The sequence below is a fragment of the Pseudomonas sp. CROZ-RG-20F-R04-15 genome (assembly GCF_022662375.1).
Lineage (GTDB): Bacteria > Pseudomonadota > Gammaproteobacteria > Pseudomonadales > Pseudomonadaceae > Aquipseudomonas.
This window is the reverse complement of the sequence record NZ_JAKNQL010000018.1, coordinates 1-20,885: the sequence shown is the minus strand read 5'-3', so window position 1 is coordinate 20,885 and position 20,885 is coordinate 1. Positions and strand designations below refer to the sequence as shown.

The 20,885-nt window shown below is 59.4% G+C and carries 20 protein-coding genes and 1 pseudogene; 14 read left to right on the top strand and 7 right to left on the bottom strand.

What is annotated here, in order from left to right:
* Positions 1 to 344 precede the first annotated feature (344 nt).
* The 3 genes from gabD (at position 345) to L8H52_RS22165 (ending at position 4,599) form a co-directional block, all read left to right on the top strand.
* A complete protein-coding gene (gene gabD, locus L8H52_RS22175) occupies positions 345 to 1,787 on the top strand; it encodes an NADP-dependent succinate-semialdehyde dehydrogenase (protein WP_007917688.1) in 1,443 nt (480 codons plus the stop codon).
* A gap of 185 nt (positions 1,788 to 1,972) precedes the next feature.
* Positions 1,973 to 3,250, top strand: a complete 1,278-nt coding sequence (gene gabT / locus L8H52_RS22170) for a 4-aminobutyrate--2-oxoglutarate transaminase (protein ID WP_007917687.1) — start codon at positions 1,973 to 1,975, stop codon at positions 3,248 to 3,250.
* Positions 3,251 to 3,387: 137 nt separating this feature from the next.
* Positions 3,388 to 4,599 (top strand): response regulator, encoded by a 1,212-nt coding sequence (locus L8H52_RS22165; RefSeq protein ID WP_242208790.1) that lies wholly within the window; start codon positions 3,388 to 3,390, stop codon positions 4,597 to 4,599.
* A gap of 140 nt (positions 4,600 to 4,739) precedes the next feature.
* On the opposite strand, the gene L8H52_RS22160 is transcribed toward L8H52_RS22165, so the two are convergent.
* The gene (locus L8H52_RS22160; RefSeq protein ID WP_242208791.1) at positions 4,740 to 5,729 is read right to left on the bottom strand and encodes a sensor domain-containing diguanylate cyclase; all 990 of its coding nucleotides are present in this window, start codon (positions 5,727 to 5,729) and stop codon (positions 4,740 to 4,742) included.
* Between the two features lie 143 nt (positions 5,730 to 5,872).
* Entirely contained in the window at positions 5,873 to 7,057 is a 1,185-nt protein-coding gene (gene desA / locus L8H52_RS22155; protein ID WP_242208792.1) for a delta-9 fatty acid desaturase DesA, read from the bottom strand.
* A 146-nt stretch (positions 7,058 to 7,203) separates the two neighbouring features.
* Here desA and dibA point away from each other — a divergent pair, with 146 nt between their 5' ends.
* The 6 genes from dibA (at position 7,204) to L8H52_RS22125 (ending at position 13,545) form a co-directional block, all read left to right on the top strand.
* Positions 7,204 to 9,123, top strand: coding sequence for a phosphodiesterase DibA (gene dibA, locus L8H52_RS22150; RefSeq protein ID WP_242208793.1), 1,920 nt, complete (start codon positions 7,204 to 7,206; stop codon positions 9,121 to 9,123).
* Positions 9,124 to 9,360: 237 nt separating this feature from the next.
* Positions 9,361 to 9,543 carry a sulfur starvation response protein OscA gene (gene oscA, locus L8H52_RS22145; RefSeq protein ID WP_007917682.1) on the top strand — a complete coding sequence of 61 codons (183 nt, stop codon included), beginning with the start codon at positions 9,361 to 9,363 and terminating at the stop codon, positions 9,541 to 9,543.
* A 135-nt stretch (positions 9,544 to 9,678) separates the two neighbouring features.
* Positions 9,679 to 10,692 carry a sulfate ABC transporter substrate-binding protein gene (locus L8H52_RS22140; RefSeq protein WP_242208794.1) on the top strand — a complete coding sequence of 338 codons (1,014 nt, stop codon included), beginning with the start codon at positions 9,679 to 9,681 and terminating at the stop codon, positions 10,690 to 10,692.
* A 155-nt stretch (positions 10,693 to 10,847) separates the two neighbouring features.
* Positions 10,848 to 11,666, top strand: coding sequence for a sulfate ABC transporter permease subunit CysT (cysT, locus tag L8H52_RS22135; RefSeq protein WP_008080019.1), 819 nt, complete (start codon positions 10,848 to 10,850; stop codon positions 11,664 to 11,666).
* A 13-nt stretch (positions 11,667 to 11,679) separates the two neighbouring features.
* A complete protein-coding gene (gene cysW / locus L8H52_RS22130) occupies positions 11,680 to 12,552 on the top strand; it encodes a sulfate ABC transporter permease subunit CysW (RefSeq protein WP_108224225.1) in 873 nt (290 codons plus the stop codon).
* Positions 12,553 to 12,555: 3 nt separating this feature from the next.
* Complete coding sequence (locus L8H52_RS22125) at positions 12,556 to 13,545, top strand: sulfate ABC transporter ATP-binding protein (RefSeq protein WP_242208795.1); 990 nt, start codon at positions 12,556 to 12,558, stop codon at positions 13,543 to 13,545.
* 108 nt (positions 13,546 to 13,653) lie between these two features.
* Here L8H52_RS22125 and L8H52_RS22120 read toward each other — a convergent pair whose 3' ends face one another.
* Complete coding sequence (locus tag L8H52_RS22120; RefSeq protein WP_242208796.1) at positions 13,654 to 14,178, bottom strand: Mpo1-like protein; 525 nt, start codon at positions 14,176 to 14,178, stop codon at positions 13,654 to 13,656.
* An 84-nt stretch (positions 14,179 to 14,262) separates the two neighbouring features.
* On the opposite strand from L8H52_RS22120, the gene L8H52_RS22115 reads away from it, so the two are divergent.
* A complete protein-coding gene (locus tag L8H52_RS22115) occupies positions 14,263 to 14,940 on the top strand; it encodes a Crp/Fnr family transcriptional regulator (protein ID WP_242208797.1) in 678 nt (225 codons plus the stop codon).
* Between the two features lie 16 nt (positions 14,941 to 14,956).
* On the opposite strand, the pseudogene L8H52_RS30535 reads toward L8H52_RS22115, so the two are convergent.
* The 3 genes and pseudogenes from L8H52_RS30535 to L8H52_RS22105 form a co-directional block, all read right to left on the bottom strand.
* Positions 14,957 to 15,055: pseudogene (locus L8H52_RS30535) on the bottom strand (metal ABC transporter ATP-binding protein); the annotation flags it as partial.
* A gap of 11 nt (positions 15,056 to 15,066) precedes the next feature.
* Entirely contained in the window at positions 15,067 to 15,477 is a 411-nt protein-coding gene (uraH, locus tag L8H52_RS22110) for a hydroxyisourate hydrolase (RefSeq protein ID WP_242208798.1), read from the bottom strand.
* A gap of 12 nt (positions 15,478 to 15,489) precedes the next feature.
* The gene (locus tag L8H52_RS22105; RefSeq protein ID WP_242208799.1) at positions 15,490 to 15,975 is read right to left on the bottom strand and encodes a heme-binding protein; all 486 of its coding nucleotides are present in this window, start codon (positions 15,973 to 15,975) and stop codon (positions 15,490 to 15,492) included.
* 135 nt (positions 15,976 to 16,110) lie between these two features.
* On the opposite strand from L8H52_RS22105, the gene L8H52_RS22100 reads away from it, so the two are divergent.
* The 3 genes from L8H52_RS22100 to L8H52_RS22090 all read left to right on the top strand — a co-directional run bounded on the left by L8H52_RS22100 (position 16,111) and on the right by L8H52_RS22090 (position 18,529).
* On the top strand, positions 16,111 to 16,791 hold the full coding sequence (locus tag L8H52_RS22100) for a heavy metal response regulator transcription factor (RefSeq protein ID WP_016987597.1): 681 nt from the start codon (positions 16,111 to 16,113) through the stop codon (positions 16,789 to 16,791).
* The gene (locus L8H52_RS22095; RefSeq protein WP_242208800.1) at positions 16,781 to 18,199 is read left to right on the top strand and encodes a heavy metal sensor histidine kinase; all 1,419 of its coding nucleotides are present in this window, start codon (positions 16,781 to 16,783) and stop codon (positions 18,197 to 18,199) included. Before L8H52_RS22100 ends, L8H52_RS22095 begins: the two co-directional genes overlap by 11 nt.
* Before the next feature lie 84 nt (positions 18,200 to 18,283).
* On the top strand, positions 18,284 to 18,529 hold the full coding sequence (locus tag L8H52_RS22090; protein ID WP_242208801.1) for a helix-turn-helix transcriptional regulator: 246 nt from the start codon (positions 18,284 to 18,286) through the stop codon (positions 18,527 to 18,529).
* Between the two features lie 38 nt (positions 18,530 to 18,567).
* Here the strand turns inward: L8H52_RS22090 and L8H52_RS22085 are convergent, their stop codons facing one another.
* The gene (locus L8H52_RS22085; RefSeq protein WP_242208802.1) at positions 18,568 to 19,572 is read right to left on the bottom strand and encodes an AraC family transcriptional regulator; all 1,005 of its coding nucleotides are present in this window, start codon (positions 19,570 to 19,572) and stop codon (positions 18,568 to 18,570) included.
* A gap of 100 nt (positions 19,573 to 19,672) precedes the next feature.
* On the opposite strand from L8H52_RS22085, the gene L8H52_RS22080 reads away from it, so the two are divergent.
* Positions 19,673 to 20,743: a fatty acid desaturase gene (locus tag L8H52_RS22080; protein WP_242208803.1), complete on the top strand. Its 1,071-nt coding sequence runs from the start codon at positions 19,673 to 19,675 to the stop codon at positions 20,741 to 20,743.
* Positions 20,744 to 20,885 lie beyond the last annotated feature (142 nt).

Here is a 20,885-nt window from a genome sequence, read left to right as displayed (position 1 = left end):
AAGCTGTAACGTCCTGCAAAACCCTCGCTTGGCGCTTTGGCAGGGTTGATCTAAGGTTTTCCTGCGGCGGGGACTTTTGGCTCGTTGATCTGAAAAATTCCACAAACACGCCGTTTTTGTTCTTTTTTTCGAACGACCTATTGTCCTTTAACCCCGTTGAACCTACGATCCGTTTGAGATTTCAAACGCTCGTTGACCGGGCGTTGAAGCGCCAGTGTTTCGAATCGTGCACTGTTGATGCGCCACACCCGGTCACTGATTTCCCTGACGGCAGCCTTGCGAGGCGCCTTTCTACAATCATAATTTGCTCCGCGCAGGCCGCGGTGCTGTTAAGGAAAGCCGACATGCAGCTTAAAGACACCCTGTTGTTCCGCCAGCAAGCCTTCATTGATGGCGCTTGGGTCGATGCGGACAACGGTCAGACGATCAAGGTCAACAACCCGGCCACCGGCGAAATCCTCGGTACCGTGCCAAAAATGGGCGCGGCCGAAACCCGCCGTGCCATCGAAGCCGCGGACAAGGCGCTGCCAGCCTGGCGTGCACTGACCGCTAAAGAGCGTGCCGGCAAGCTGCGTCGCTGGTTCGAACTGATGATCGAGAACCAGGACGACCTCGCGCGCCTGATGACTCTCGAGCAGGGCAAGCCGCTGGCCGAAGCCAAGGGTGAAATCGTTTACGCCGCTTCGTTCATCGAGTGGTTCGCCGAAGAAGCCAAGCGTATCTACGGTGATGTGATTCCGGGCCATCAGCCAGACAAGCGCCTGATCGTGATCAAGCAGCCAATCGGCGTGACCGCCGCGATCACCCCGTGGAACTTCCCGGCGGCGATGATCACCCGTAAAGCCGGCCCGGCACTGGCCGCCGGTTGCACCATGGTGCTCAAGCCGGCTTCGCAAACTCCGTTTTCCGCATTCGCACTGGCCGAACTGGCTCAGCGCGCGGGCATTCCTGCGGGCGTGTTCAGCGTGGTTTCCGGCAGCGCCGGCGACATCGGCAGCGAGCTGACCAGCAACCCGATCGTGCGCAAACTGTCCTTCACCGGTTCGACCGAAATTGGTCGTCAACTGATGTCGGAGTGCGCCAAGGACATCAAGAAAGTCTCGCTGGAACTGGGCGGCAACGCGCCGTTCATCGTGTTTGACGACGCGGACCTGGATAAGGCCGTCGAAGGCGCGATCATTTCCAAGTATCGCAACAACGGCCAGACCTGCGTCTGCGCCAACCGTCTGTACATTCAGGATTCGGTCTACGACGCGTTCGCCGAGAAGCTGAAAGTGGCTGTAGCCAAACTGAAGATCGGCAACGGTCTGGAAGATGGCACCACCACTGGCCCGCTGATCGACGAAAAAGCTGTGGCCAAGGTGCAAGAACACATTGCTGACGCTGTGGCCAAAGGCGCAACCGTACTGGCCGGTGGCAAGGCGATGGAAGGCAACTTCTTCGAGCCGACCATCCTCACCAACGTGCCGAAAAACGCTGCGGTGGCCAAGGAAGAAACCTTCGGTCCACTGGCGCCACTGTTCCGCTTCAAAGACGAAGCCGAAGTGATCGCGATGTCCAACGACACCGAGTTCGGTCTGGCTTCGTACTTCTATGCTCGCGACCTCGGTCGTGTGTTCCGTGTCGCTGAAGCGTTGGAATACGGCATGGTCGGCGTCAACACCGGGCTGATCTCCAACGAAGTCGCGCCGTTCGGCGGCATCAAGGCCTCTGGCCTGGGACGTGAAGGCTCCAAGTACGGCATCGAAGATTACCTGGAAATCAAATACCTCTGCCTGGGCATCTAAGCCGGGAAAGGGATCGCTGCAAACGCAAAGGGCACGAGAGCGCTGTCCCTTTGCGTCGTTTCAAACCGGAATTTTCTCTGCGGCCAGGAACGCCGTGGCAGTCGATCATCGCATGCTGCCACCGTCGATTTCTCCCGCTTAATCCTTGAACCACGCCGCCCGATGAGCGGCGAATGAGGACTGTAATGAGCAAGACTAACGCTGAACTAATGGCCCGTCGTACCGCAGCTGTTCCACGTGGTGTTGGCCAGATTCACCCGATCTTCGCTGAATCGGCAAAGAACGCTACCGTGACTGACGTTGAAGGTCGTGAGTTCATCGACTTCGCCGGCGGCATCGCGGTACTGAACACCGGCCACGTGCACCCGAAAATCATCGCCGCCGTGACCGAACAGCTGAACAAGCTGACCCACACTTGCTTCCAGGTACTGGCTTACGAGCCGTACGTTGAGCTGTGCGAGAAAATCAACGCCAAGGTGCCAGGTGATTTCGCCAAGAAAACCCTGCTGGTCACCACCGGTTCCGAGGCCGTGGAAAACGCCGTGAAAATCGCCCGTGCCGCCACTGGCCGTGCTGGCGTGATCGCGTTCACCGGCGCTTACCACGGTCGCACCATGATGACCCTGGGCCTGACCGGTAAAGTCGTGCCTTACTCGGCTGGCATGGGCCTGATGCCAGGCGGCATCTTCCGCGCGCTGTACCCGAACGAACTGCACGGTGTGAGCATCGACGATTCGATCGCTTCCATCGAACGCATCTTCAAGAACGACGCCGAGCCGAAAGACATCGCTGCGATCATCATCGAGCCGGTTCAGGGCGAAGGTGGTTTCTACGTCGCGCCGAAGGAGTTCATGAAGCGTCTGCGCGCTCTGTGCGACCAGCACGGCATCCTGCTGATTGCTGACGAAGTGCAAACTGGCGCTGGTCGTACCGGTACGTTCTTCGCCATGGAACAGATGGGTGTTGCTGCCGACCTGACCACTTTCGCCAAATCCATCGCTGGCGGCTTCCCGCTCGCCGGTGTTTGCGGCAAGGCCGAATACATGGACGCTATCGCGCCAGGCGGCCTGGGCGGCACCTACGCCGGTAGCCCGATCGCTTGCGCCGCTGCTCTGGCTGTGATGGAAGTGTTCGAAGAAGAGCAACTGCTGGACCGCTGCAAGGCTGTCGGCGAGCGTCTGGTCACTGGTCTGAAAGCTATCCAGGCCAAGTACCCGGTGATCGGTGAAGTCCGTGCCCTGGGCGCGATGATCGCGGTCGAGCTGTTCGAAAACGGCGACAGCCACAAGCCGAACGCTGCAGCAGTAGCGTCGGTTGTGGCCAAGGCGCGTGACAAAGGCCTGATCCTGCTGTCCTGCGGCACCTACGGCAACGTTCTGCGCGTCCTCGTACCGCTGACCTCGCCGGACGAGCAACTGGACAAAGGTCTGGCGATCATCGAAGAGTGCTTCTCCGAGCTCTGATCACCCCGTGTGACCTGATCGACAAAAAACCCGCTTCGGCGGGTTTTTTTACGCCCCTTGAAACACATCGAGCGCTTTAGCGCTGTATCGAATGGCCAGCATTGGCTAAGGTTCAGGCATTGCAAGGGAGAGCGCGCATGACTGCCGTTGATTTACCCGCCGTACCGCGAGTGCTGATCGCCGAGGCTGATCCGTGGTCTCGCGACCTGCTCAAACAAGTGTTGCTGAACGTGCGTTGCGATGCGCGGCTGGACCTGTGTGCCGATGGCCAGCAAGCCATGTCGATGCTCAGCGAAATTCCTTATGACCTGGCCATCGTCGATTGGGAGCTACCCGGCGTCGATGGCTTGAGCGTGTTGCGCAGCGTGCGGCAGCGCAAACGCAATCCGCCGCTGCCGTTCATTCTGATGAGCAGCCGTAACGACAGTGCCAGCGTGCGCGAAGCGATTCCGCTGGCGCCGACGGCGTATCTGACCAAACCGTTGAACATGGAAAGCCTGACCGAGCGATTGCAGGGCTTGCTGCTCAATGCCGGTGAGGAAGTGTTCTGTGAGGTGCCGGCATTGGCACCTGGCATGACTCTGTCGGTTTTCCTTGAGCGCCGCCGAGAGCAGGCTGACGGCGCGCCGTTGATGACCGATGTGCAAGTAGCGGTGAAACGCAGCCTTAATCCCAGCGGGCTGGATCTGAAGCTGTTGGAAGATGAAATTAAAACCGATCCGCAGATCACTGCTGTGTTGATCGCTGCGGCCAACAGCGCCGCGCAACACCACGGCGCGCCGGTACAAACCCTGGCGCAGGCCCTGCATCGTCTGGGCACCGGACAGAGCATGAACCTCATTCTGGGGCTGGCGCTCAAGCGCAGTGCGAAACTCAGTGATCCCTGTCTGGCCGATTACGCCGAGCGTTACTGGGGGCTGTCGCTGCACACTGCTGAATACGCGCGCACGTTGGCGCGCCTGCTTGATCTGGATCAGGAGCGCTGCTATTGCGCGGGCATGTTGCATCGTCTCGGCGATCTGGCGTTGCTGCGGTGTTTGCAGGAATGGCAGCAGGCCGGCGGTGCGCTGGATGAGCTGGAGGAGGTCGGCGAGGCGTTGGCTGAGTTTGGTGCGGCTTATGGTTCGGCGTTGCGTACTCGCTGGCGATTGCCGCTGGAGCTGCGTGAGCTGATTGCGTCGGTCTATCAGCTCGGCGGCGGCGTGTATTCCCGTGAGGCGCTGGTGATGAACATGGCGGCGCAGATGGCGCATCTGACCGAGCATGAAGGCGTTGAGGAGCTGGCGAAGAGCCGTACGGCAAGGCTGCTTAAAATCGGCTTGCCGGAGTTGATGCGGATGCGTAAATAACATTGATACACAGCAAAACCATGTGGGAGCGAGCTTGCTCGCGAAAGCGGTGTGTCATTCAGCGCTATGTTGACTGACAAAATGCCTTCGCGAGCAAGCTCGCTCCCACAGTAGTTATGTGTTGGGTTGAGGTATTGGGCTCAGGCAGAAATGATGCGGTTCTTGCCCTGCCGTTTGGCCTCATACATCGCCGCATCCGCACGCGCGAACAGGCTGTCGAGGTTTTCATCGCCATCGGTCAGATTGGTCAGACCCTGGCTGACGGTGATGCCAAACGTCTGCCCGTCATGGCTGAAACTCAAACGCTGAATTTCCTGCTGCAACCGCTCGGCCACTTGCTTGGCCATGTCCGGCGCGCAGCCGGGAAACACGGCGGCAAACTCCTCTCCGCCAATCCGCCCAAACAGATCACCACGGCGCAACGAGCCACGCCCGCACTCGGCAATCCGCTGCAACACGTTGTCACCCTCCGGGTGGCCGTAGCTGTCGTTGATTACTTTGAAGTCATCGATATCCAGCAGCAAAAATGCCAAGGGTGAACCTTGCTGCCGCGCTTCTTCGAACTCGCGATTGGCGCACTCGAAAAAATGCCGGCGATTGCTGCTTTGCGTCAGCACATCGGTGGTCGCCAAACGGTGCAGCTCGGTTTCCATCTGCTTCTTGTCGGTGATGTCTTCGGCGATGCCGACGATGATAACCGGTTGCCCAGGCTCGTCCTGACGGTTGATGAAGCATTTGTCGCTGAGCCAGCGCACCTGGCCGTCGGAGCCGATGATGCGGTATTCGCGATCCTCCACGGCGCCTCTGTGCAGGACTTCGGCGAGGCTGCGTTCGGCGTATTCCAGGTCATCGGGGTAGATGCTGTCGCGCCACTGGTTGTAGTCGGCGAGCAGCAGGCCGGCGGAACGACCGAAAATCCGTTCGTAGGCGGGGCTGACGTACAGCACCTGCCGGGTTTCCCAGTTGAACGCCCAAAGCACGGCGTTAACGCTGACCAGCAGCGAGCTGAACAGCTGTTCGCGTTCGCTCAGGCGGGCGACCTCGCCTTGGGCGTGCATCAGGGCCATGAGGGTTTGCGCGGCTTCGGGCCACTGCGGGAGGGATGAGTCTTTTTGGTTGTTATTGACCATCGGCACAGATCTCAAAGGACGTGCCGAAATTCGACAACGGCCACAGTACAGCCCGCCGGGATGGCGAAGTGTCTTTGAGATAGGCGATTTTTGGCGAAGTTCCGAAGGGTGCACCCGGGAGCCGGGTGCACCGATCAACGGTCTCAGACCGCCGCAGGACGCAGCGAGTAGGTTTTCAACTGATCAGCGAATTCGCGCAGGGACTGGATACCGCTGGCCTCGGCCTCGTGAATCCATTCCTTGATGGCGGCGAGCATGTCGTGGCCATTTGAGCTGGTCTTGACCCAGATCTGCTGCAGGGCCAAGCGTTTTTCGTAAATTACCTTCAACGCCTGACTGTGCTCGAGCATGGTCTGGATGCGCAGGTGATGACGATCTTCCAGCAGGCTGGTTTCCCGCGACAGCAGACGCTTGGCGCGGTGGAACTGGTGGCGCACCGAGTGATCGACCTTGGCCAGCTCTTGCTTGACCAGCGGACCGATCACCAATTTGCGGTACTGGGCCATGATCTGGAAGCGGTTGTTGAGGATGGCCATGGCGGTGTCCATGTCCAGACTGCCCTTGCCTTCGACGCGGTGGGCGATCGGTGCCACACGCTGAACCTTGGCCAGACGCAGGAAGCTGAAGACTTTGATCCAGGCCCAACCGAGGTCGAATTCCCACTTCTTCACCGACAGCTTGGCCGAGTTAGGATAGGTGTGATGGTTGTTGTGCAGTTCTTCGCCGCCGATCAGGATGCCCCAAGGCACCAGATTGGTCGCTGCGTCGCGGCATTCAAAGTTGCGATAGCCAACGGCATGGCCCAGACCGTTGATGACGCCGGCAGCCCAAACCGGGATCCACATCATCTGGATCGCCCAAATAGTGATGCCGATGGTGCCGAACAGAAGAAGGTCGATAACGCCCATGATCGCCACACCCAGCAGCGGGTAGCGGCTGTAGACGTTGCGTTCGATCCAGTCTTCGGGGCAGTTCTTGCCGTAGATGCGCAGGGTTTCCGGGTTCTGGGCTTCGGCGCGGTACAGCTCGGCACCGGTACGCAGTACCGTCGACAAACCCTTGATGACCGGGCTGTGCGGGTCGTCTTCGGTTTCGCATTTGGCGTGGTGTTTACGGTGGATGGCGGTCCACTCGCGGGTGTTCTGTGCCGTGGTCAGCCACAGCCAGAAACGGAAGAAATGCTTCAGCCCGGCATTCAGCTCCAGCGAGCGATGGGCGGAGTAGCGGTGCAGATAGACCGTGACGGCAACAATTGTCACGTGGGTCATCAGCAGGGTGACTGCGACCAGAGACCAGGCCGACAAGCCAAGAAAACCTTCGTACCACATAGGCTATAGGGCCCTCGATAAAGATAAAAACAGCCGTTGCATTATCACCAAGCACACAGATAAAACCAGTCGCCCTTTCAGATAAGAGTCGCTGGATGTTTCTTGACCTATAATTCCAACCTTTTTGTAGGGACATGGACAGCCGAATGCCTGCCACTTACCGCGATGCATTGCGTGCAGCGCTGCTCTATCTCGTGCTTGCCGCTGTCTGGCTGCAAGGTACTGATCATTTATTAAACAATTTCTTCGATAACTCCGTCGATCTTGCCCGATGGCAACTGATCAACGGTTACGTCTTTGCGGCAGTCAGCGCCGGGCTGATTTTCCTGGCGCGGGCGCGTTTGTGCGAGTTCCTCGGGATTGGCGCGCGTTTGCGTGAGCGTCACGCTGATCGCGAGCGCTTGCGCCAGGCGGCGGCGGTGTTCGATTGCACCCGTGAAGGCGTGTTGGTGACTAACCGTGATGGACTGATCGTGCACGTCAACCGCGCGTTCATGGAGATCACCGGCTATCAGCGTGAAGAGGTGCTTGGTCAGCAGCCGAGCCTGTTCAAGTCGGGCCATCATCCACCCGGGTTTTATCAGGCAATGTTCGCCACCCTTGAATCGCTGGGCGAATGGAGCGGCGAGATCTGGAACCGCCGAAAAAGTGGCGAGATTTATCCACAGTGGCAGACCATTCGGGTCATTCACGATGATCAGGGCCGGCTCAGCCATTACGTGGCGGTGTTCTCCGATATCAGTGCGATCAAGGATTCCGAGCATGAGCTCAAACACCTCGCGCACCACGACCCGCTGACGGATCTGCCCAATCGTCTATTGTTCAGCGATCGCGCCGAACAGGCGCTGGCCTCGGCGCAGATTCACAAGCGCGGCTGTGCGTTGCTGATGCTCGATCTGGATCATTTCAAAATGATCAACGACAGCCTCGGTCACAACGTCGGCGATCGTTTGCTCAAGGCCGTGGCGGCGCGGCTGCAGGCGCTGTTCGGTCCCGGCATTACCCTGGCCCGCCTCGGTGGCGATGAGTTCGCGGTGCTGGCGGAAAGTTGTCCACAGCTGGTGCAGGCGGCCGCGCTGGCGCAACGCATTCTCGATGCGCTGAAGGAGCCGTTCTGCATCGATGGCCATGAACTGTTCATCAACGCCAGTATCGGCATCAGCCTGTTCCCCAGTGACGCTTTGAGCGCCGAGCAGCTGTTGCGCAATGCCGATGCGGCGCTGTTCAAAGCCAAGAGCAGCGGCCGCAACGGTTACGCCTTGTACACCGAAGAACTCACTGCCCACGCCCAGCAACGGGTGGAAATCGCTTTCGAACTGCGCCGCGCGCTGGAGCAGCAGGAGCTGCGGGTTTACTACCAACCTGTGCATGACTTGAAGACCAGTCGCCTGATCGGCGTTGAAGCATTGGTGCGCTGGCAGCATCCGCAGCGCGGTCTGGTCTCGCCGGCGGAGTTCATTCCGATAGCCGAACGCACCGGATTGATTGCCGAAATTGACGCCTGGGTGATGCGGCAGGCGTGTCGGCAGATGTGTCAGTGGCAGCAGGCCGGGGTGGTGCTGTCGTTTGTTGCGGTGAATGTGTCGTCGCGGTTGTTCGCTCGTCGTGAGTTGTACCAACAGGTGGCGCAGGTGCTGCATGACACTGGGCTGGATCCGGCGTATCTGGAGTTGGAGGTGACTGAAAGTGCGGTAATGGATGATCCGGAAGTGGCGCTGGAGCAGATGCATCGTTTGCGCGAGTTGGGCATTCGCCTGGCTATCGATGACTTCGGTACGGGCTATTCGTCGCTGCTGCGGCTCAAGCGCTTGCCGGTGCAGAAACTGAAGATTGATCAGGGCTTCGTCGCCGGGCTGCCGTGGGACGAGGACGACGCGGCGATCGTGCGGGTGATCATCGCGCTGGCCCGGAGCATGGGCATGCAGGTGCATGCCGAGGGTATCGAGCAGGTTGAGCAGGCGGCGTTTCTGCTCGAGCAGGAATGCGATCTGGGGCAAGGATATTGGTTTGGGCGGCCGAGTCCGGCGCAGGAGATTGATTGGGCAAGAACTCCGTTGATTGGCTAAGACAGGGGCAAATTTGTTCCTGCGCTCAGCAAAGGGACGCTCTGCGTCGGCCCAAAATCGCGGCGCAGAGCGCCGCCGGCGGCATTCCCACGCGGAGCGTGGGAACGATCAGTTTTTCAGTTATATAAACATTCTTAAATAGTCTTTTTAAGAATATCTGCGCCTCTCTTATATTGCTCCCACGCCGAACGCAGTGCCGCCCACTGCCAGGCAAATCCCATTCAAAGGAGCAGCACCATGAGCGCATCCCTTCGCAGCGTTGACGGTCAGGACGAAAGCACCATCTTGCGTGAAATCCAGAGCGCCCTGCGCGATCTGCGTTTCGGCGCGGTGGAGATCACTGTGCACAACGCACAAGTCGTGCAGATCGAACGCAAAGAGAAATTCCGTTTGCAGCAACCGGGTAAACAACCGGGCTAGAAGATCGCAGCCTGCGGCAGCTTCTACAGGGGGCTGTGCGTAGGAGCTGTTGAAGGCTGCGATCTTTGAACCGGCAACACGATTTCCGAAATACATAAGAAAAAGCCACCACCAAGAATTCCAGGAGCTTTCACCATGTCGTCGATTCGCCGTTACGCTTTGGCCGCGCTGGCCAGTGCCGTGTTTGCCGGTTCCGCCGTTGCCAAGGATTACGAACTGCTCAACGTGTCGTATGACCCGACGCGCGAGCTGTATCAGGACTACAACGCTGAATTCATCAAGTTCTGGCAGAAAGATCACGTCGGCGACACCGTTAAAATCCAGCAATCCCACGGTGGTTCGGGCAAGCAGGGCCGCGCGGTGATCGATGGTCTGCGTGCCGACGTCGTGACTCTGGCCCTGGCCGGTGACATCGACGAAATCGCCAAACTCGGCAAGACCCTGCCCGCCGACTGGCAGAAGCGTCTTCCGGAAGCGAGCACACCGTACACCTCGACCATCGTCTTCCTGGTGCGCAAGGGCAACCCGAAAGGCATCAAGGACTGGGGCGATCTGGTCAAGAACGACGTCTCGGTGATCACGCCAAACCCGAAAACCTCCGGCGGTGCGCGCTGGAACTTCCTCGCCGCATGGGCCTATGGCCTGAAAGCCAACGGCGGTGACGAAGGCAAAGCCAAAGAATATGTGCAGACCCTGTTCAAGCACGTGCCGATCCTCGACACCGGTGCACGCGGTTCGACCATTACCTTCGTCAACAACGGTCAGGGTGACGTGTTGCTGGCCTGGGAAAACGAAGCGTTCCTGGCCCTGAAGGAAGATGGCGGCGCCGACAAGTTCGACATCGTCGTGCCTTCGCTGTCGATCCTCGCCGAGCCACCCGTGGCCGTGGTCGACAAGAACGCCGAGAAGAAAGGCAACGAGCAGATCGCCGAAGCCTACCTCAAGCACCTGTACAGCCCGGCCGGTCAGGAAATTGCCGCGAAGAACTTCTACCGTCCACGTGACAAGGACGTGGCCGCGAAGTACGCCCAGCAGTTCCCGAAACTCGAGCTGGTGACCATCGACAAGGACTTCGGCGGCTGGAAAACCGCACAACCGAAGTTCTTCAACGACGGTGGCGTGTTCGACCAGATTTATCAGGCGCAGTAATCTGACCCACAACGAGCCTGCTGCTTAGGCATGCGACATGTGGGAGCGAGCCTGCTCGCGAAGGCGGTATTTCAGGCGACAGGGATGTTGACTGATACTCCCTCTTCGCGAGCAGGCTCGCTCCCACATTGATGCGTTTTTAACCAAGGACTTTTATGTCGCGTCGTATCTCCCCCGTCATACCCGGCTTCGGGCTGACGCTGGGTTACACCTTGGTGTACCTCAGCCTGATTGTGCTTATCCCGCTGGCGGCGATGTTCGTCCACGCCGCCCAACTCACCTGGGATCAGTTCTGGGCGATCATTTCCGCACCACGGGTGTTGGCCGCGTTGAAGCTGAGCTTCGGTACCGCGCTGTGTGCCGCGATCATCAACGGCATCATCGGCACGCTGCTGGCGTGGGTGCTGGTGCGCTACACCTTTCCGGGGCGCAAGGTGATCGACGCGATGATCGATCTGCCGTTCGCCCTGCCGACCGCTGTGGCCGGTATCGCATTGACCGCGCTGTACGCGCCGGCCGGCCTGGTCGGGCAATTCGCCGCTGACCTCGGCTTCAAAATCGCCTACACCCCGCTCGGTATCACTTTGGCGCTGACCTTCGTCACGCTGCCGTTTGTGGTGCGTACTGTGCAGCCGGTGCTGGCCGACATTCCCCGTGAAGTCGAAGAAGCTGCCGCGTGCCTCGGTGCGAAACCGTTGCAGGTGTTCCGCCATATCCTCGTCCCCGCGCTGCTGCCCGCCTGGCTGACCGGTTTTGCCTTGGCGTTCGCGCGGGGCGTCGGCGAGTACGGTTCGGTGATTTTCATCGCCGGCAACATGCCGATGAAAACCGAGATCCTGCCGCTGCTGATCATGGTCAAACTCGACCAATACGATTACACCGGCGCTACCGCCATCGGCGTGCTGATGCTGGTGGTTTCCTTCGTTCTGTTGCTGCTGATCAACTTGCTGCAGCGGCGCATCGAAACCCCATAAGGAGGCGCGAACCATGTCCCAATCGTCTATTGCGGCCGCCTCTTCGGCCAACGCTGCACGCCGTGGCAGCGCCACTTCGCGCAGAGTCCTGATCGGCCTTGGCTGGCTGGTCTTTTTCCTGTTTCTGCTGCTGCCGTTGTTCATCGTGGTATCGCAGGGTTTGAAGAATGGCCTCGGCGCATTTTTCACCGCGATCTTTGAACCGGACGCGCTGTCGGCACTGAAACTCACCGTGTTCGCCGTGCTGATTTCGGTGCCGCTGAACCTGGTGTTCGGCGTCAGCGCGGCGTGGTGCGTGAGCAAATACTCGTTCCGCGGCAAGAGCATGCTGGTGACCCTGATTGACTTGCCGTTCTCGGTGTCGCCGGTGATCGCCGGTCTGGTCTACGTGCTGATGTTCGGCGCGCAAGGCCTGTTCGGGCCGTGGCTGCAGGATCACGACATCCAGATCGTCTTCGCCTTGCCGGGCATCGTACTGGCGACGATTTTCGTTACCGTGCCGTTCGTGGCCCGTGAGCTGATCCCGCTGATGCAGGAACAAGGCACGCAGGAAGAGGAAGCCGCGCGCCTGCTCGGCGCCAATGGCTGGCAGATGTTCTGGCACGTCACCGTGCCGAACATCAAGTGGGGCCTGATCTATGGCGTGGTGCTGTGTACCGCGCGGGCCATGGGTGAATTCGGTGCGGTGTCGGTGGTGTCCGGGCACATTCGCGGGGTGACCAACACCTTGCCGCTGCACGTCGAGATCCTCTACAACGAATACAACCACGTGGCCGCGTTCGCCGTGGCGAGCCTGTTGCTGATCCTGGCGCTCTTCATCCTGCTGCTCAAGCAGTGGAGCGAAAACCGTATCAACCGCCTGCGCGCCAGCGCCGCGGAGGAATAATTCATGTCGATCGAAGTGCGTAACGTCAGCAAGAATTTCAATGCCTTCAAGGCGCTGGACAACATCAGCCTGGACATCCACAGCGGTGAGCTGGTGGCGCTGCTCGGCCCGTCGGGCTGCGGCAAGACCACGCTGTTGCGGATCATCGCCGGTCTGGAAACCCCGGATCAGGGCAACATCGTCTTCCACGGTGAAGACGTTTCCGGCCACGACGTGCGTGATCGCAACGTCGGTTTCGTGTTCCAGCACTACGCCTTGTTCCGCCACATGACGGTGTTCGACAACGTCGCGTTCGGCCTGCGCATGAAACCGAAAAACCAGCGCCCGAGCGAAAGCCAGATCGCGGTCAAGGTTCACGAACTGTTGAACATGGTGCAGCTGGACTGGCTGTCGGATCGTTATCCGGAGCAGTTGTCCGGTGGTCAGCGTCAGCGAATTGCTTTGGCCCGTGCCTTGGCGGTCGAGCCGAAAGTACTGCTGCTGGATGAGCCGTTCGGCGCCCTTGATGCCAAGGTGCGTAAAGAACTGCGTCGCTGGTTGGCGCGTCTGCACGAAGAAATCAACCTGACGTCGGTGTTCGTGACCCACGATCAGGAAGAAGCGATGGAAGTGGCCGACCGTATCGTGGTGATGAACAAAGGCGTGATCGAGCAGATCGGCTCACCGGGCGACGTCTACGAAAACCCGGCCAGCGATTTCGTTTATCACTTCCTCGGTGATTCGAACCGCTTGCTGCTGAGCGACGACAATCACGTGCTGTTCCGCCCGCATGAGGTGTCGTTGTCCAAGCATGAGCTGGAAGATCACCATGCGGCAGAGGTGCGTGATATCCGGCCGTTGGGCGCGACTACCCGAGTGACGCTGAAAGTTGAAGGGCAGACCGATCTGATCGAAGCCGAAGTGGTGAAAGACCACGACAGCCTGATCGGGCTGGCGAAGGGTGAAACCTTGTTCTTCAAACCGAAGGTCTGGCAGAAAGTCGCCAGCCTCTAGAGTCAAAAGCTTCGCGAGCAAGCTCGCTCCCACAGTGGATGAGTGTTGAGCACAAAATGTGTGAACAACCAAAATCCCTGTGGGAGCGAGCCTGCTCGCGAATGCGGTCTAGACAGCCGCACGATTCGGATTGACCCGCACCACCCCCGCCCGCGCCTCGATCTGCTCTTTCAATTCACGCCGCATCCCCAGCACGAACGCCAACTCGGCCACGACAAACAACGGCCCGACAATCAGCCCCGACACATCATCGACAAACGCTGGTTTGCGCCCTTCATAGTGATGCCCGACAAACTGGATCACCCAGCCCACCACAAACATCGCCAACCCGCTGCTCAGCCAAACCATCGTGCTCTGCTGTGCCAATACATGCCCGGCCCAGACCGACAAGCCCATCAGCACGGTCATTAACACGCCGAGTTTCACCTCCAGTCGAAGGTAAAACCACGCCGAGGCCAGCGCCACGATCACGGCTGGAGATATCCACAACCCGCCCAGCGACCATTCCGGCCGCGACAACAAAACCGCCACGGCCACCACAATCAGCGGAATGCCGATAAAGTGGCTGGCGATGTTGCGCGGATCGCGGTGGTAGGCAGCGTATTGACTGAGATGGTCGACGAGGCTTTTCATTGTTGTTCCTCCGGTAGGGTTGATCGCATCATCCCTCGGGATCAGGGTTCGCTCTGTCAGGCAGGCGACAATCCAGGAGTGTTTATGCAAATACGTTCACGGCTGATGAGTGGCCAATGGTTCAGTCATCTGCCGGCGTCCTTTCAGGATAGTCTGTTGGCTACGGCCCGGGAGCGGCGGCTGACGGCAGGGCAGCGGCTGTTCCAGCGCGGTGATCCACCGTGCGGTTTATACGCGGTGCTCGACGGCGCCGTGCGTATAGGCGCGGTGAGCGAGCAGGGAAAAGAGGCGTTGTTGAGTCTGGTCGAGGCGCCGCACTGGTTTGGTGAAATCTGCCTGTTCGATGGCCAGCCGCGTACGCATGACGCCTATGCTGTGGGGCCGTGTACGTTGCTCAATATCCCGCAGGCGACGCTGCTGAAACTGCTCGATGAGCAGCCGGTGTACTGGCGGCATCTGGCTTTGCTGATGAGCCACAAACTGCGCCTGACCTTTATCAATCTTGAACAACTGAGCCTGCTGCCGGCGCCGGCGCGTCTGGCCCATCGCTTGCTGATGATCGCCGAAGGCTACGGCGAACTCGACGCGCCACGCCGGGTACTGCAACTGCCGCAGGAGCAACTGGCGTCGATGCTGTCGCTGTCGCGGCAGACCACCAACCAGATTCTCAAGGATTTGCAGGGGCAGGGGATTATCGGGCTCGGGTATGGCGAGATCGAAATACTCGACGCCGCGCGATTGCGCGTCCTGGCCACGATCTAACGGGCACTGAGATCCCCTGTGGGAGCGAGCCTGCTCGCGAAAGCGGTGGGTCATTCGACTGGGATTTCGACTGAACCGACGCCTTCGCGAGCAGGCTCGCTCCCACACTTTTGATCTGTGCTGGTTTTACGAACCGCGATAGGTCGAGAAACCGTACGGGCTGAGCAGCAGCGGGATGTGGTAATGCTGATCGGTCTGCTTCACTTCGAAGATCACCGGAATCTCCGGGAAGAACGTGTCGTGCTTGACCTTCTTGAAGTACTCGCCGGTCTTGAACACCACCCGGTATTCACCCGCTTCAAAAGGCTGTTTGGCCGGGAACAATTCGGCAATTCGCCCCTGTTCATTGGTCGTGCCCTGGGCCAATGGCTGCCAGTTCTGGCCGACGTGTTTCTCCAGCGTCACGTTGATGCCCGGCGACGGCAGACCGTTTTCCAGATTGAGCACGTGCACGCTCAACGGATTACCGGCGGCCAGTGCAAGGCTTGAAAACGCGCTCAGGCCGAGCGCGGCAAGGGTCATGCGCAAAGTCGTCATGGATGAAACTCCTTATTGGGAACGGGTGATGGCCAGACCGGTTTTCTCGGCAGCCTTGATTGCACAGTTTTCGTCTTGCTCACCGCCGCCGGAGCCGGCCACGCCCATCGCGCCAACCAGTTCATCAGCGGCGAACAGCGGAATCCCGCCGCCTAGCAGCAGCAACTCGTCGAGGGTATTGAGATTGGCGGTTTGCGGATTGCTGCGAGCGCGTTCGGCGAACAGCCGGGTGGCGGTTTTGCTCGACAGCGCGGTATACGCCTTGCGCTGGCTGGCGGCGGTGTTGTGCGGGCCGACACCATCGCCGCGCAGGGTCACCAGCAGATTGCCGCCACGGTCGAGCACCGACACCGTACCGGTGCAGTTGGCCATTGCCGTGTCGGCGAGCAGCCGTGCAGTTTTCAGGTCGAGATCAGCGTGACGCGGCAGCTCAGGACTGGCGGCAGCGGCGCTACTGAGGCCGATCATCAGGCTGGCTACAAAGTATTTGACGGTCATGGACAGGCTCCAAAAACGAAGGTCGCCACCTTAATCGCCGGTCTTCGTCAGAACCTCGTCAGTCTGATTACAAGTTTGTAATGGGCAACGCCGCCGAAGGCGCCTAGCCTGTGTGCCTATCAATCGAGGTGTGCCATGCGTTTGCTGGTCGTAGAAGATGAAGCCAAAACCGCGAATTTCCTCGCCAAAGGCCTGGGCGAGTCCGGTTTTGCCGTGGACGTGGCGCTCAATGGCCTCGATGGTCGCTACTTTATCGAGCAGCAGGAATACGACCTGATCATCCTCGATGTAATGCTCCCCGGGCTCAACGGCTGGCAATTGCTGCAACTGATCCGTCAGCGCGGCGCCACGCCGGTGCTGTTCCTCACCGCCAAGGACGCCATTGAAGACCGCGTGCGCGGCCTCGAACTGGGCGCCGACGATTACTTGCTCAAACCCTTCGCCTTCGCTGAGCTGCTCGCGCGGGTGCGCACGTTGCTACGGCGCGGGCCGATGCGCGAAGCCGAGTCGTACACCATCGCCGACCTGGAAATCGACGTACTGCGGCGCCGCGTCAGTCGTGGTGGTCAGCGTATTGCCCTGACCAACAAGGAATTCGCCCTGCTGCAATTGCTCGCCAGTCGTCAGGGCGAAGTGCTCTCGCGCACGTTGATTGCCTCGCAGGTGTGGAACCTGAATTTCGACAGCGACACCAACATGGTCGAAGTGGCGGTGCGTCGTTTGCGCGCGAAAGTCGATGATCCGTACATGCCGAAACTGATCCATACCGTGCGCGGCGTCGGCTATCAACTGGAAGCGCCGGACGATGCGCTCTAGGTCGATCGCCTGGCGCCTGGCGCTGGCGTTCGCATTGGTCTGCGCCTTGGTGTTGAGTGCTATCGGTGTGTTTCTCTACCGTTCGCTGGCCTCGGAAATCGCCTACCGCGACGACCTCGCGTTGCTCGGTCGACTGGAGCAAGTGCGCGCCTTGCTCGCCGACAGCGACAGCCTGGGGGCTTTGCAGGCTCGACCGCGTTTGTATCAGAACATGCTCGGCAATCTCGACAGCCTGTTGCTGGTGCGGCGTGCAGATGGGTCGAGCGTGATCGCGATCAATCCACGCCAACGCGATCTGCCACCGCTGAACGCGATCCCCCGCGAGCAAACGCCGCAGCGCCCCGATGTGCTCACGTGGCAAGCACCGGACGGTGCCGAGCTTGCGCTGTTGTCCGGCGAAGCGCAGGGGCCGAACGGCGAACCGCTGACCGTCATCGCCGGAAAGGTGCTGAGCGAGCGCGAGCAGATGCTCGGCAGCTATCGCATGCGCTTGTACCTGTCGGTTGTTCTCGGTGCGTTGCTCGCTTTTGCCTTGGGCTTGGTATTGCTGCGCCGGGGCCTGCAACCGTTGCGGCAGTTGAGCGAAGCAGTACGCCGCATCGATCTGCGCAGCCTCGACCAACGCCTGCCCGCCAACGGCACGCCCGCCGAACTGCTAGAGCCGGTGCAGGCGCTCAACGGCATGCTCGCGCGGCTGGACGACAGCGTGCAGCGTCTCTCGCAATTCTCCGCTGACCTCGCCCACGAAATCCGCACGCCATTGCACACCTTGCTGGCGAGCAACGGCCAGGCGCTGAATCACCCGCGCAGTACGGCGGAATATCAGGAGGTGCTTGCCTCGAACATGGAAGAGTTCGAGAGGCTCAAGCGCATGGCGGAAAACCTGATGTTCCTTGCCCGCGCGGAACAGGCCGAACGCGCGCTGAATCTGCAAAAGCTGGATTTGCACAGTGTTGGCGATGAGCTGTGTGATTACTTTGAAGCGTTGGCCGATGATCGTGACCTGCGCTTGGACAACCAACTGCAGGGCAATCTGCTCGCCGATCAGCAACTGCTGCAACGCGCACTTGGCAATCTGCTGGCGAATGCCGTGCGCCACGCCGATCAAGGATCGGTGATCAGTCTGCGTCGCCGCGACGAGTCAGGTGAGTGCTGGTTGCAAGTGCACAACCAAGGCCCGGCCATTGCGCAGGAGCATCTGAGCAAACTGTTCGACCGCTTCTACCGCGTCGATCCTTCACGGGCAGAACCGGGGGATTCGGGTGGGTTGGGGCTGGCGATTGTGCATTCGATCATGCAGTTGCATGGGGGACAGGTGAAGGTGAGCAGTGATGCTGACGGCACTGTTTTTGAGCTGGGGTTTGTGGTGAGCAAGTGCTGCTTAAATAGAGAGGCTAATCAGATTTAGATTGGCATGCAAAAATATGCATTAAATAGAATGCATATTTGCTGATTTTTTTAAAATGCATCGTAAGTAATGCAGGCATCCACAATGGAAAAAATAGGTAAGTTGATTAGAGAGCTCCGTAAGGCTAAGGGACTTTCTCAGCAAATGTTAGCCAAACAGTACGGCATGAGCCGCGCGACAATTTCTGGTATCGAAAACAACACCGTTTCTGAGATTGGCTTGCGTAAGGTGGAGGCAATACTGAATGGTTTGGGCTATGAACTCGCTGCAGTTTCTCGACCGACCCGTCCGACGCTCGATACGCTGAAAAAGGAAAACTTCCATCGCTGAGCCAATCTATCAGATGAACAGCTCTCGTTAGCTGAGCATCAGCGCAACCCATCGCGAAACTGCCCCGGCGTCATCCCCGTCCAGCGCTTGAACGCGCGGCTGAAGCTGCTGGTATCGGCAAAACCCAGCAAATAACTCACCTCACTCAACGAACACTGCGGATCGCGCAGGTGCAGCAGCGCCAGATTTTCGCGGCTCTCATTGAGCAATGTGTCGAAGCGACAACCCTCATCTGCCAGATGCCTCTGCAAACTGCGCAAACTCAGGTGCAACGCCTGGGCAATCCGCTCGGCACTCGGTTCGCCTTCCGGCAGTTGTTCCTCAATGGCATCACGAACCTTGCGCTCCCAGGTCAGCGGCTGGAGCTGGGCCATCGTGCGTTTGAGCACCGCTTCATTGTGTTCAGCGAGTTCCGGATTGGCGTCGTCGAGGTGGCTGTCGAAGTCGTCGAGAGCGAATTCCAGACGATCCTCGACACAGCCGAAATACACCGGAGCGCGGAAGACTTTGTGCCATTGATGCGCATCGCTCGGCTCCGGGCGGCGCAGAAAAACCGCCAGCGGCGCGTAATCACGGCCGAGGCGATTACGGCAGGTGCGCACGTAGATCGCGGCGAAGGCGTCGATGGCTTCGAAGGCCGGCGCCGGATTGCCTGACGGAATTTTCAGACGAAATTGATAGCGGTCGTCGCCACGACTCAGCTCCAGTTCCAGCGCATCGCTGACCACCGGGTGATAGCGCACGATACGTTCGAACACCTCGCGCAAACTGCCGCTGGCGACCAGCGCATAACCGAGGGCATGGAACGTGGTCGGGCTGACGAAGCGTGACACGCGCAAGCCAATTGCCGGGTCGCCGCTGACCTGCACGGCGATTTCCCACAGGCGTGTAGTGCCGGACAGTGGATAGCGCGCGTTGGGATCGTCCATCAAATTCGGGTCGAGCCCGGCCTGCTGGCACAGGGCAATGCTGTCCAGCCCCAGCGCATCGAGTTGCTTGCGCAAGGCACGGGTCCAGCTGGCGAGAGAGGTCGGTTCCTTCATGCTGATTGGCGCTTCCGGTCAACAGGTTGGCGTTCTCGGCTACCGCAATTGAAGCCTTGGCGAGGCACGATGCGAACATCATAAACCCGAGGATGGAAGCATGGACGGTACTTCTGCAAGTCCCCAGCGACACAATGCGGCCCAGCGATCAGCGCATATTCGCGAAGTGGTACTGGCCAAAGGCGTCGAATTGCGTGAGCGCTACCCGATTCTCAAGCATCAGGATGCGCTGGGCGCGGGGATTCTGGCCTTTGCCCTGATCGGGATGATCGGTTCGGCGGCGCTGTACATCAGCGGGCACATGGCGTGGTGGGCGTGCCTGTTGCTCAACGCGTTTTTTGCTTCGCTGACCCATGAGCTGGAGCACGATCTGATCCACAGCATGTATTTCCGCAAACAGCGCGTGCCGCACAATCTGATGATGGGCCTGGTGTGGCTAGCGCGGCCGAGCACGATCAATCCGTGGATTCGCCGCCATCTGCACCTCAATCATCACAAGGTCTCCGGCACTGAAACCGACATGGAAGAACGCGCGATCACCAACGGCGAGCCGTGGGGTTTTGCGCGCTTGCTGATGGTCGGCGACAACATGATGTCGGCCTTCATCCGCTTGCTGCGGGCGCCGACCTGGGCGCACAAGTGGAGCATTCTGAAACGGGTTTTCAAAGTCTATGCACCGCTGGCGCTGGTGCATTGGGGCGCGTGGTATGTGTTTCTCGGTTTTCATGCGGCCAATGGCATTGCCTATCTGCTGGGCTCGCCGATTGAATGGTCAGCGACGACGTTGTCGGTGATGCAGGTGATCGATATCGCCGCCGTGGTGATCATCGGCCCGAATGTGTTGCGCACGTTTTGCCTGCACTTCATCAGCTCGAACATGCATTACTACGGCGATGTTGAACTGGGCAATGTGCTGCAGCAGTGTCAGGTGCTCAACCCTTGGTGGCTGTGGCCATTGCAGGCCTTCTGCTTCAACTTTGGCAGTAGCCACGGGATTCATCATTTTGTGGTGAAGGAGCCGTTTTATATTCGCCAGATGACCGTGCCGGTGGCGCATAAGGTGATGCGTGAGATGGGGGTGCGGTTTAATGATTTTGGGACGTTTGGGCGGGCGAACCGGTTTGTTCGCAGGGATGAGGTTGTGGTGGCAGGGGAGGCGGTGGAGGCCTGACGAGTTGCCCCTCACCCTAGCCCTCTCCCTGAGGGAGAGGGGACCGATTGGGGGATATTGGGGAAGTACGCCGACCTGAATGTTCCTCATTGAATCCATAATCGACCCGATTTTTCAGGTCGATGTTTGACGAAAGACACCT